Raw genomic sequence first — 13,749 nt, 5'->3', positions numbered from 1 at the left:
AAGTTCGCCCCCTTTCATTTAATCAAATTTAGCTAAATCCCACTGTGTCACAATCCCCAATAACGCTTGATTCGACTTCCCTGATTCCGTAATCAATAATGCTTCTAACTTTTTGCCTTGATTTGCGGCCTGCAAAAAGTAATCTTTTGCTTCATAGATAGTATTTCTTCTCGAAACGAAGCGATACTTCTCAGCAAGTTCATCGACGGAAATAAGATCGCTCACCCTAGTCTCTTCGAATGAAATGAGATCATCCTTCACTTTTGACGCCAACCAATTCGTGATACCGCTTTCAGTCACAAGCGAAATAAATTCTCCGTCTGAATTAAAAACAGGAAATTGGGAGTATTGGAATTGATGAACAAACTGGAGCATTTTACTCATCGAATCCGTTTCATTCAATGAATAGACGTCACAGAAGAAGTTATTCATTCGCTTTGGAGAACGTAACTTCTCTTCAATTTCAATAATCTCACTCACAATTTTCTCGTGTGGTTCCGCAATCGGCTCACCGTTCAATCCGCTCCCATGTTGAATGGCGTTGCGCAAGCGCCCAAAACTTTTGAGCCGCTCCGTTTTTTGTCGAATTAAGGGATTTTGTTTAGCCGCCTGATCCACGAGATAGGAGAAGGAGATGTGCTCTTCCTGTTTTAGCTGCTGACGTAACATTGTCTCAATGCGATGAAACCGATCTAAAAAAGTAATAGAGTTTTTCATGAGATACCTCCATGTTTGAAAACCTTATCTCAACGCACCACAAACTCTTCTTGCTTAACAGTTTTCCATGCCTCTCCGTCATACAATTTGAACAACTCGCTAGCCAATTGATAATTCCGCTCAAATGCTACGTTACCTAGATTAAAGAATGGTTTTTTAGACTCGCTCCAATTCCACAAGACACGCTTATCTTCTCGAATTGGCATTTGTCGATCTTCTAATAATGCAGTGAGCGCTTTACGTTCTATCGGTTCAGAGTATCCAAGCATCGCATAGAGGAAATATGCATACTCCGTCTCATCAAAATTCAAAACAACGACATGGGCCTTATGTTCATTAATAAACCGCATCATTATCCGATACTGTTCAAATAACAACGGTGCTAAATGCTTACTTTCTGGATGGCTACCACTTAAGATTGATTTCGTTAATCGGGAACACTTCAATCGATGAGGTAACCGTAAAGCTGGGAAAGTAGGAATTGCTAGTACATTCGTTTTAACACCAGCTAGTCGAAAGAAACGTTCGATTTTTTGATCAAAAGCATGTCTTGTAGTCGAACTACTTTTTCCTCGTTCATATATGAGAGACGTCCATGTCAAAAACTGTTCTTCGTCTAAATTCTGATTAATTGATTTAGGATTAAGGAGCATTCCACCTTCTCGGTACTCGAGTTCCTGAGTTCGGTTAAGTGGGGATTGGCCACCCCATACAATGACACGAACGTCTTCGACTTCTTGTGGGATGAAATGTGGAGCTGGTACGTTACTGCCTTCATATATGAATGGTATTAAGTCTCCCCAAATCTGAATCAATTCTTCGTTCATATTCAGCAAACTATTGGATTCTTGACGTGTATTCCAAAGACCCGGCTCAAAGCGCCATGTGTGAAGCGTATCTTGAATAAAGTAGGGATGTTTGTACAGAATCGCCTCGACCGTCTTCGGTGAATATGGATAATGCTGTTGAACCTCTTCAATTAACTTATCCACAGGAACGGGAGATTTCTGTTTCAATAAATAGTTTACTAAGAGTGAACGTGCGCTCGGATGTTCAATGGATGGATCGAGTTCATGTATTCGGTTAAGCCGCTCAGCTTCTCGCATATCCTCTGGTAGATACGGAGCCACTCTGACAGTCGCTTTGCCCTCCTGAAGATTCTCGAATATCATCTTTTGACCCGGTTTAATTCGATGTTCGAAGAGGAAATCGCTAAAGCTGTGACTTCCTGCTTGACCTTTTGCGTTCATGGTAAGGATAAAAGGACTCGACTGATGTAATACCTCTAGCTGTCCAGCGGCAAAATACTTTATCAACTCACCAGACACCTGAAACGTAGAATTTCTTCGTTCGAGTGTAGATAAACGAACCGTCAAACGGTTATTGGCTGTACGTTCACGTTTAGTAGGTTCAGTAACTTCTATGTTCTGCTTCAGTCGTGGCGATGGGATTGGAGAAATAATTGTTTTCCCTCGCGTTTTGTTTGAAGCAAGATCTAATTCTTCAGGTTTGGAATCATCATAAATAATCGTATTCTGAGAAATAACAATATTTCGTTCCAACTTTAAAACTTGTCTCAATCCTTCGTAATAAGCAGAGAATATATTTTCATATGGCTGTTTCCGAAAATACTTTTGAATAATTTCTCGAATTTTAATCGGTGTTTCGCGATTCCGTTTCAAGTGCTCAATAATGGCACCTTTCTGTTCTTCAATTTCTTCTAGAATATCTGGTGACACAGTGATGTTGTAATCCATTGGTGGATTATCATAATCATTTAAACTAATCCGTTGATAGGACGTCTTGAAACGAGAATCTACTTTAGGAAAGAACAAGACGTTAGAATCTTGGATATCGTAGTATGATTTTACTTGTGCAATCACATCATGCCTAACGATGTTTTCAAGTTTATTCTTGTACATATAGCGATGAACCAAATCATTTAGCAATTGCCATTCGCTAAGAATGATATACTGTGCATCTTTATACCCGTGCTTCCCGTTTAAAACAATAAATCGAGGATCTTTATATAAACTTGCTATTTTGTTTTTCAAATCTTTACTCATTAAAATAGGCTCTCGGTTTTGACGTAGTTCACGTTCAAGCGAGTCAAATTGTGACGAAGGATCATTTTTCCGTCTTACGTAATCGCCTTCGCTAATGACCGACGGTATATTTGCTTCTAACGCTGTAGTTAAATTCCGAACAGCATCTTCTCTCTTACAACCACGTCCTGAATCCCAAATCATCATCAAATACTCAATTAATTTCTCTCGCGTCAATACATCGGTGTGAAGTGAGTTAAATGCCAACTGAATATAACTAATATTTGAAGAGACTACCCCTGAAGATTCCATCATTTCCCCTCGCCCCTTATATTCAAATGTTTTACAATTAAATTATATAAGAAAGGGGCAAAACAATGAATGATATTATCCAACGCCTAGTTAATTTTTTATCAGGTAAAGATAATCAACAAGCCTCGATTGATGAGGCTTTAGATTTGCTTCAAGATGAGTTCATCGATTTGCGACAACTTCGACAGATTTTAGCACACCAAACAAAAATCCAAATGAATGAGGACGTTCTCCAATTAACAGGTCAGGAGAAGCAAACCACACAACCTAAAGCCTTTACACCTAAACAGCGAACTACACTCGTTGATCATCTAGAAAAAAGACTGATAGGACCGCAAAATGGTGAACATGAAACACTATTAGCGGCACCGAGTTCGTACTATTTGACCGGTCGACTCTTTCCATACGGGGCCTCATCAAACGTCATTCACGAAGAAGAGACAGATCAACCCTTAAACGAAGTTGAAGGCGTTACCGTTGAAGGTGAATCCATCGAAGAAATCATTATTTCTCAAGATCAATTTCGTAATTCAAGCTTGGGTGTCAGCTTTATTTTAAATGATATTACCCCACTAACTTGTCACATCAATTGGGCACGTTATGAGTCTGTAGAAGAAGATAACTCTTTTTATTACAAACGGCAGCCGTTCTCAAAAATCGTCTCACTAGATTTAAACCAGAGTGGTGAACTGTCAATCGATTCAGATTCAAATCTACTTTTAAAATGGTATGTTCGTCCGGGAAAATCTGGATTAGACATTAGTCTTTATCTCGTCCATAGCTTAGATTTAAGCTCAACTAATCGTTTTCCGAAACAAGAGGAGATTATCTTCCAACCGCAATTATCATTTAGCGTCAAGAAGCAGTCGATTGTTCCACGGCCTGCTTACGGCATGAACAACTTAATCAACTTCCTGTACCGCGCACGGACTGTTCCTATTATCGGTCATCAAATCGGGACAGATTGGTCTGTAGATGATACAACCTACTACTTCACAACGACATGGTTGCCAAAAGAAGAAGTGCCTCTAGTTGAGCATCAACGTTTGACGGATACGTCGTTCAATATGCTGGATCTGGCTAAACAGCCTAAAGCTGAAGTCATTTTTCGATTAAAAAAATTACCAGATGCGTATATGGAATGGATCGCGGATGAGTCAGCGAAGCTGGACGGACTTAGCGAAAGTGATCAATCCTTACTTTCACAACAAGTTGAACAAGCGAGAAAAACTTGTTCGCGTATGTACGATGGAATTCAACTTTTGGAGACGAATGACAAGGCATGGACAGGTTTCAGACTGTCGAACTTAGCGATGCACGTTCAACGTGAGCAAGGGATTCATGCCTCGGTATATAAAGAAACAGGACAATACGATTTTGAACCCGTCAAAAGCGAATGGCGTCTATTCCAGTTAGCCTTTATCCTCATGAATTTACCTAGCAGTTTTGACGAGCAACATGAAGACCGTCAGCTTGTCGATTTGCTATGGTTCCCGACCGGTGGAGGTAAAACGGAAGCCTATCTTGGTTTAGCAGCATTCGTGATGTTTGTTCGGCGCTTAAAAAATGATGTCAGCGACCCAATGAGTTACGGTGGCATGAGTGTCATGATGCGCTATACACTTCGCCTACTAACCATTCAACAGTTCCAGCGAGCGACGCTTCTTATTTGTGCCATGGAAGCGATTCGTCGACGCGAAGATACTTATTCGAAGCAGATACCTGATATTCAATTAGCAGACTTAGGTACCGTGCCGTTCTCGATTGGACTTTGGATTGGAAGTGCATCTACGCCAAACAATTATGATGATGCAAAGATTGCGCTGCAAAAACTAGCAAGCAACGAACCACTTGAAAACGGTGAAGTCGGCAACCCGATGCAACTTAGCCATTGCCCTTGGTGTGGGAAGAAATTGACTGTACGGGACTATTCGGTTAATCGAGCTAAAGCGACAATCAAATGTCCAAAGGCGAGATGTACATTCCACAGCGGCATCCCAGCATATACGATTGACGAGGCCATTTACGATCATTTGCCGTCGCTCGTCATCGGGACCGTCGATAAACTAGCACAAATTGCTTGGCAACCGCGGATTGGGGAATTGTTCGGTCGTAAATCATCATATCGTGCTTCCGACAACAAATTCATAGACGGCTCTCCTACACAAGATTTGTCACGGCAACATGCTTGGCTCCCTCCTGCGGATCTAGTGATCCAAGATGAGCTGCATCTTTTAAATGGACCGCTTGGTTCTCTAACAGGGTTGTATGAGTTTGTGATTGATGAGCTCATGGGATTTGGCGAATCAAAACCGAAAATAGTTGCTTCTACTGCTACCATCAGTGGGGCTGAATCTCAAATTCGAGGTCTTTATGATCGTCCGGCAAACCAATTCCCAGTCTATATTCAATCACCTGATGACTCATTTTTTTCAAAAACAGTACCGATTGATCAGAAGCCAGGTCGTCTATACATCGGTATCTCTTCGCCAGGCGTCAGCATGAAAATCCATACTGTGAACGTATATGGGGCTCTAATTGCTGCGACACGTAAACAAGAGAAACAAGCAGAACTCGATCCCTATTGGACCGTCGTTGGGTACTTCAATACAATACGTGAATTGGCCGGTACGAATACGATGTTTTATGATGAGATTCGGACGTATCTTCAAGCGAATGAAATTGAAGAACCATTACTCGACTTCGAAGAGTTGACGAGTCGTAAAAAAGCACAGGAAATTCCGGAACTGTTAGCCCGTATGGAACGAACATTTGAAAATGACGAAGTATTAGATGCCGTCCTTTGTACGAACATGATTTCCGTAGGAGTTGACGTCAACCGTCTCGGTTTGATGGTTGTCCACGGTCAACCTAAGACGACTGCTGAGTATATCCAAGCCACGAGCCGGGTTGGTCGTCAACACCCTGGCCTAGTCGTAACAATTCTGAACCCACAACGCACCCGTGATTTGTTCCACTATGAGCAGTTCAAATCTTTCCATCAGTCGTTCTATCAATACGTCGAACCAACGAGCGTGACACCATTCTCTAAAGGTGCATTAAAACGCGGTATTACTGGTGTTCTCGTGGGATTGATTCGTCAAACGATGACATCACCTTCTATTTCGAAATCCAATAACGCAGGTCAATTTGACGTAGATGCTATAGACGTGACGATGATTGATCGCTTTGTCGCTCGAGCTAAGTCTGTGTATGATTGTTCCGAAACAGAAACTCGTCAGCTCGTTAGTGAAGTGTTAGATACATGGGAATCACTCGCTACTCGTACAAATCACGAACTAGCCTATCGTCAAAAAATTGTGAACGGTAGACCGATGAATACGTCACACCATTTGTTGAAGTACTTTGAAGAAACACCTTATACTCATGAGGCGATGTTTGCACTAACTTCTTTGCGTAGTGTAGAACCTGAAATTAAAGTGGAAGAGGAGGTCAATCGCTATGACAGCTGGTGATTCAAAGCATTCTTATCAACGAGGCTCAATTCGAGCGGCTCAATTACTTCATCACTTTGGTCCGGGAGCTATCGTAGATTTACCAGATGGTAGTTTCATTACGAACGCAGTGGATCAATGGAAATTTAAATACGGTCAAATTCGAGAAGAAGATCACGATGCTGTCATGAGCGCATTCAATCAGAAGCCAATTCGCCTACTAAATAGCAATCCTGAAGCAATCCGAACAAAAGTATCACGATTTCCAATCTGGCGTTTTTGTCCGAATTGTGGATCTATGACAGATCAACCGAAACGCACATTTTGTACGAATCCAAAGTGTGAACCCCTTGGAGTAAAATATGCGCCAATGCGTTTTGTAACAGTTTGTCGAAAGGGACACATCAGTGATTTCCCTTGGGTGAAATGGGCGCATCAAGGACATGACGTTTGTGATAAGCCTCGTTTACGACTGATGACAGATAAAGGGACGCTATCGAGTTCTTACAAAACAATGCGAATTATATGCACGAATTGCGAAGCCCCCCCCGTTTCTTTAGCACGGATCAAAGAAAAAGGAGAGCTCGAACGTGTCACTGGTAAAAAATGCGCTGGAACCAAACCATGGATTTTACATCATCAAGTCGAGACGTGCGACGCTGAAATGACAGTAGCTTTGCGTGGAGAGACAAAATTACATATTCCAAACGTTCAAAGTGTGATTACTCTCCCACTCAAAACAGCAAGTCCTGAAGCGATTTATCAAGAAATTGATAAAAAGTATGAATTATTTAAAAATACATGGCCAAACTTCCCCCCAGACCAAAAAACATTCATGCTGAAAGGGTTATTGAGTGACGGAGATTGGACAGAAAACGACATTCAAAAGGGCATTCGTTATTTAGATTCTAATCGGCAATTGGAGGACCTTACTTTTGGTTCTATCAAACAACGTGAGCTCAGTGCGTGGAAACATACAAAAACTGCACCGCTTCAAGAACAAGATTGCCAAGCCGAGCGAGTGCCTGTTCCTGAAGAATGGACAGACTATATCAGTCACATCACACGTGTAGATTTGATGCGTGAAGTCCGTGCTTTAACTAGTTTCAATCGTTTGAATTACGCAGATTCATTCGTCGAACGCAAAGCAGGAGATGGTATCTCCATCTTTAAAAATCACACACACTGGTATCCAGGAATCGAGATTTTTGGTGAAGGGATATTTATTGAGTTGAATCCAGAGATGATTGAAGAATGGGAAAGTCGTGACTCTGTAAAACGAATCTTTGAAGGCCAGTTAGCGAGATTCCAACAAAAACGCATAAAGCGTGGCCAAGTCGAAATCGAATTATATCCACGCCATATTTTGCTTCACACATTTGCTCACGCCTTGATTCGAGCATTCGCTGAAACGAGTGGGTATTCTTCTACCGCTTTACGAGAACGGTTATATTTTGAGAATGGCGCTGCCTCCGTGTTAATCCATACTGCCGAAGGTGACTCTGAAAGCAGTTTGGGAGGATTGATTGAACTCGCCAAACCAGAGAAGATGTCATTGATGCTAAAGCGTGCCATTGAATTAACAGAGTACTGCTCATCAGATCCGACTTGCCTTGAAGGTGGACAAGACCGAAAAGCTGCAGCATGCCATTGCTGTCTGTTCTTAAGTGAGACGTCTTGTGAATGGAACAATGAACTGTTAGATCGGCGGACACTTCATCCAAAGTTATCGGATGATCATCTCGCATTCTTTGACATATAACCCGCTGTTAGTAAAAAGAAAGACACAAAATGGTGCGAAGACTTTACAGAAGTCTTCGCACCATTTTTTAGTTATTCACTTCCCCATACACTTCATTCATCATGTCTTCCATAATCACAGTTTTAAACTCATCGTTCTCTAGGATTTTCAGGAAAAACTCTTCATTGCTACTCATTCGATCAATGACGAAGTTAATGAACGTCTTCTCGAATGCGAATTTAAAGTTCTCTTTTGTATTGTTCTTTGCCTTTTCGCGAATATCTTCACTGTTTAACATGTCTTCTTTTACTTGCTCACGTGAAAGAAAGTCAGTTTCCGTGAATTGTGTACCGAAGCGCTCGTTTAACTTGTCTAATACACTTGATAAGCGGACTTTCTCATCATCTCCTGAGCCACCGATTCCATGCTTTTGAGGATTTAAGTCGTATCCGCCTGTTTTCTCGAGCTCGATGCCACCTTCAAACACTTTTTGGTTGCGATAGTATTCAAGTGTCACATCATCGGCTAAGTAAACATCTTTGTCATCTCGACCTCGAGGTAACTTACGCAGTAAATACGTCAGATAAATATACAACTTGTGTAAGTCTAAATCGATGAAGGTGATGACTTGTAAAATGAATCCGTATGTCCGTGCAAACTTCGTGGCTACTTGTTTAAACGCATACTGTTCTTCGTCTGAAAGGTTTTTAAATCGGTCTACACCTTTATCAAGAATCGCATTCAACTCAATCTGAGCTTTTGAGGACTTGTTCGCTCCACCTATCACTTCAAGTTCGTTGACCCTTTGCACTTCTTCGGCCGTGAATAATTGATATGGTTCTATTTCAGCCTGCATGTCATACAAGATGTTTGGATCAGTCACTTCAGATAAGCTAGTCGATTCATAATAAGGTTGGAACGATGCTTGAATATCTTCTGGGTCATTCACAAAATCTAATACGAATGTATCGTCTTTACCGGGGCAAGTCCGATTCAAACGAGACAGAGTCTGAACCGCTTTAATACCACTTAACGGTTTATCTACATACATCGTGTGGAGGAGTGGTTCATCAAATCCAGTTTGGTATTTTTCCGCCACTAGCAAAACCTTATATTCATCGGAGTTGAACTTTTCAGGTAGCTCTCTTTCCGAAAACTGATTTATGTCCGGCTCCGTGTAATTGATGCCGCCGTCTTGAACGGTCCCAGAAAACGCTACTACCGTTTTCAAATCATTGTAACCCATCTCGTTAATATAACGATCAAAGGCGACTTTGTAGCGTACGGCGTGCAAGCGGCTCGCCGTTACTACCATCGCTTTGGCTCTGCCTCCAATTTTACGTTGTACAAAATTTCGATAGTGCTCGACAATGATTTCTGTCTTCTGCGCAATACTGTGCGGGTGCAGGGAGACGTATTGAGCCAATTTCTTCGTCGCTTGCTTTTGTGAAACTTCTGGATCATCGTCTACGGTCTTCGCAATCTTCCAAAACGTCTTGTACGTCGTGTAATTCTCGAGGACATCTAGAATAAATCCTTCTTCGATTGCCTGGCGCATCGTGTACTGATGGAAAGCTGCGGGTTTACCGTCTGGACCAACTGTCCCAAACTTTTCTAGAGTCTTTGGTTTTGGGGTAGCCGTAAACGCGAAGAATGACACGTTATCTTGTTTCCCACTCTTCATGATGGCTTCTACGATTTTCTCATCGACATCATCCAAGTTATCTTCGGCAATCCGATCTTCTTCGTATGCTGCTTCTAATGTCTTATCGGATAAGACGTTCGTCAGAGCGGTCGATGCTTTGCCCCCTTGTGAGGAGTGCGCTTCATCAATGATTACTGCATACTTTTTACGTTCTAAACCTGCCACTTTCTCTAAAACGAAGGGGAACTTTTGAAGCGTTGTAATGATAATGCGTGTCTCATTGTTAATCGCACGTGCGAGTTGGTCAGAGTTTTTATCAATCGGCTCAACCATTCCAGCTTTATGCTCCAACTGATAAACCGCATCTTGCAACTGTTTATCTAAGACGCGACGATCGGTAATGACGATGACGCTACTGAAAATCGATTCGTTATTCTCGTTATGTAATTTCGCCAATCGATGGGCGAGCCATGAAATCGAGTTCGTTTTCCCTGAGCCAGCAGAGTGTTGGATTAAATAGTTACGACCAACGAGATGACGAGATACATCTGTTTCGATTTTACGGACTGCATCCAATTGATGAAAACGAGGGAAGATGAGCATTTGTCGTTCTCCAATGGTCTCACCGTTTGAATCTTTGATTTCATCTTTCTTCACGAAAATGAAACGATAAAGGATATCAAGGAGGCTATCAGGTACTAAAATCTCATCCCACAAGTAATGTGTCCGATAATTGCTGTCTTGAGGTAAAGGGTTTCCTTTGCCTCCCTGATTGCCTTTATTAAAAGGTAAGAAATAGGTTTTCCCTTTATCGAGCTTTGTGGTCATGAACACTTCGTCTGGATCAACAGCAAAATAAACAGCAACTCGCTCATTAAAACGGAAGAATTGTTCCCTAGGGTCTCGATCATTCTTTAACTGTTTCATCGCATGTTCCACCGTTTGATTCGTTAATGGATTTTTTAGTTCCATCACGACAAGTGGTAGACCGTTCAGGAACAACACCATATCCAAACTATTGGTATGCTTGTCACTGTAATAGACTTGGCGAGACACATTGAAACGGTTTAGTTGATATTGTTCGTTCAATGTTTTATTCATATCCGTTGGTGGCTTGTTATAGGCTAATTGCAACGTCACCCCGCGGTCTTTGATGCCCTTCCGTAAACATTCAACTAACCCTTGCTTATGCAATTGGTCTTTAATCCGTTTTAGCACTTCTTGTTTGTACGAAGGACCATACGACTTCTCAAGCGTACGCATACGTTTTTCTTGTGTATCCTCTAAGAATGCAAATAGCTCCTCTACGTCGATAGCATGCTGCTTAAAAGCGGTACTTGCCGCACCTTCTAGGACACGCTTCTTATAGCCATTCGCAAGTAACTCAGCTTCAATATTCGTTTCAAACCCTTTTTCCGAAGTATCCATTGCCATGACAACTCACCTCACTTAATCAAGTTCCATATCACGTACATCGATTTTACCGGTTACCGCTTCGTAAATGAGGGATTGACGGTATTCTTTTAGTTTTTCGACTTGCTGTCCAATAATCATTACTAACTTTTCCATCTTCAACATTTCAGAATTCAAATAATTTACTATTTCCATTTGCTCATTCAAATCAGGGAGAGTAAATAAGTATGTTCCTACATTTTCAGCTGATAAATTATCAGAAACAGAACCTGTCGTTAACATACTTCTATTCCATACTTCCATTTTTGAATTTAATGTATAAGATAAGAACTCTGCATTAATTTTAGCGTTAGCTCTTATTCCCATTAGAGAAGATGCTACTGTACCTCCATCTCTTGTTACCAAAGAATTCTTACCTACACTACCTCTTAAACAGTAGATAATATCATTTTTTTTAATCTTTATTCCTCTTAATAAATTGTATCTCTTTTCTGTAATAAACTTCAAATTAGATTCATCTACATAACGATTATTTAAATTATGAGATGTGATAAACGGAACGCCGTCTTCAACAAAATCATTTCCAGAAGGATAGTTTTCACCTCTATCACCATTCAACAGTTTGGCCACATATTTAATTTTTTTTAGCTTCCAATGCTCCGGTATCTCACCAATCCACTCAACACCTGAGTCTTTCATTTTCACATTTGGATCTAAACCTTTTGTAACGGCTTCAGTTACGATTGACTGGCGCTGTTGTTCAAGCAAGGATATCAAAAGTTGCTTTTGATTTAATAGTAAGTCAATCTCTTTAGTTTTTACTTTTAAATAATTAACAATGGATTTTTGTTCTCTTTTACTAGGTACAGGTATTTGAAGACTATTTAAATTCCCAATCGTTAATTGATTAATTGTTGATGTTAAAAATGTTCCTATCTGAAATTCAAATATTGGAGACAGGAACACGTAAAATAAATATTCTGATAAATCACTTCTAAACACCGTAGTAAATGCTCCAAAAGATATACCTTCACTTTGATTATCAATTAATGCAGCTTTACCTATTAGTTTTCTACTCCCATTTCTAGAACAAATAAGAATATCGTTTTTTCTAGTGATTAACTTAAAAGGGATTTGTGTATCTACATAAACATTATTCTCGAATTTTATTTGGTTATTTTGGATATTTGATGCCCTTAAAACTAATATCCCTTCACCTTTATTAACAACATCATTTGGGCTATAAGTTAAACCCGTTATAGCCTCACCTAATAACTTTAACTTTTTAACTTCCCAATGTTCTGGAATTGTACCCATCCACTCAATTTCACTATCTTTTACAACAGAATAAACTTTCATTCCATCACCTTCTTCAACTGCTTGACAATCTCCACTTCTAAAGCACGAATTTCATTCATAATTTCTGCTGAGCTGCGTAGTGGTGTGTATTTATAGAACTGGCGAGTGAAAGGAATTTCGTAACCGATTTTTGTTTTAGATTCGTCAATCCATGCATCAGGGACATGTGGTAATACCTCACGTACAAAATATTCTTCAATATTTTCTTTTAATGGAACGATTTCTGTATCACGTAAATCTGAATCAGGCTCGATATCTGTTTTGTTTTTCATACATACATCAGCCGTTTCATCTTTTTCAGAAAGTCCCGCTAAAATAGCTTTTAATACAAGCGCACCGATTGTAATATTAGCTTGTTTTAAAGCATCTTTTAATATTTTCGTAAACTCGCCACGATTTTTATATACTGTATCGCTCGCTAATGTGCGTAACACATACAAAATTTGCGTTTGTAATTTCTTACCTTCTTCGACCTCAAAGTGACCTGCATCGCCTTTTTTCTTCGACGTTGCTAAGTTCACAAATCCTTTTTCTTCAACAACACGTGCTAAGCGTTCTTCATTTACTTGGAAGTTTAGGCGTAATGGACGCTCTACTGTAATTTTCGCATAACCAAAGTCTTCATTATCAAAAATCTTTACGTTTTCATGTGGCTGCGCATCCCCGTATAAACGTACAATCTCATTGATTTGCTCTTCCGTAATTTCGTTACGCTTGCTACCCATAGACTTTTTCATTTTTTTCGAGAAGTCTACCGCATTAACTAAACGTACCTTTCCTTTATGAAGAGGTGCTTTTTTATTCGTTAAAATCCAAATATACGTTGCGATACCTGTGTTGTAGAATAGATCGTTTGGTAACGCTACGATACCTTCAACTAAATCATTTTCCAGTACATATTTACGAATTTCACTTTCACCAGAACCAGCATCACCTGTAAATAGTGGTGATCCATTCATAATAATGGCCAAACTGTGTAATGCAAAATAGGAGTGCAGAAGTGTGCAACGGAAACGTACACAACTCTGCACTCCTATTTTAGAAAAGAAAAAGGACTTGCCA

General features: G+C 40.3%; 7 protein-coding genes. 2 read left to right on the top strand and 5 right to left on the bottom strand.

What is annotated here, in order from left to right; translation table 11 throughout:
• Positions 1-18: 18 nt before the first annotated feature.
• Entirely contained in the window at positions 19-717 is a 699-nt protein-coding gene (locus KNP82_RS12880) for a CBS domain-containing protein (RefSeq protein ID WP_214828243.1), read from the bottom strand.
• Between the two features lie 29 nt (positions 718-746).
• Entirely contained in the window at positions 747-3,077 is a 2,331-nt protein-coding gene (locus KNP82_RS12875) for a hypothetical protein (protein ID WP_214828241.1), read from the bottom strand.
• A 62-nt stretch (positions 3,078-3,139) separates the two neighbouring features.
• Between KNP82_RS12875 and drmA the strand changes: the two genes are divergently transcribed.
• On the top strand, positions 3,140-6,550 hold the full coding sequence (gene drmA, locus KNP82_RS12870; protein ID WP_214828239.1) for a DISARM system helicase DrmA: 3,411 nt from the start codon (positions 3,140-3,142) through the stop codon (positions 6,548-6,550).
• Positions 6,537-8,291 (top strand): DUF1998 domain-containing protein, encoded by a 1,755-nt coding sequence (gene drmB / locus KNP82_RS12865; RefSeq protein ID WP_214828237.1) that lies wholly within the window; start codon positions 6,537-6,539, stop codon positions 8,289-8,291. The genes drmA and drmB overlap by 14 nt, the downstream gene beginning before the upstream one ends.
• Before the next feature lie 67 nt (positions 8,292-8,358).
• Here the strand turns inward: drmB and KNP82_RS12860 are convergent, their stop codons facing one another.
• The 3 genes from KNP82_RS12860 to KNP82_RS12850 all read right to left on the bottom strand — a co-directional run.
• Positions 8,359-11,349 carry a type I restriction endonuclease subunit R gene (locus KNP82_RS12860; protein ID WP_214828234.1) on the bottom strand — a complete coding sequence of 997 codons (2,991 nt, stop codon included), beginning with the start codon at positions 11,347-11,349 and terminating at the stop codon, positions 8,359-8,361.
• Positions 11,350-11,364: 15 nt separating this feature from the next.
• Entirely contained in the window at positions 11,365-12,687 is a 1,323-nt protein-coding gene (locus KNP82_RS12855) for a restriction endonuclease subunit S (protein ID WP_214828232.1), read from the bottom strand.
• Positions 12,684-13,749: HsdM family class I SAM-dependent methyltransferase (locus KNP82_RS12850; RefSeq protein ID WP_251128755.1), on the bottom strand; the 1,066-nt coding region annotated here is incomplete at its 5' end. The genes KNP82_RS12855 and KNP82_RS12850, both read right to left, overlap by 4 nt.

The organism is Exiguobacterium sp. s26 (assembly GCF_018618235.1).
GTDB lineage: Bacteria > Bacillota > Bacilli > Exiguobacteriales > Exiguobacteriaceae > Exiguobacterium > Exiguobacterium chiriqhucha.
This window is presented reverse-complemented; position numbering and strand designations above follow the sequence as displayed.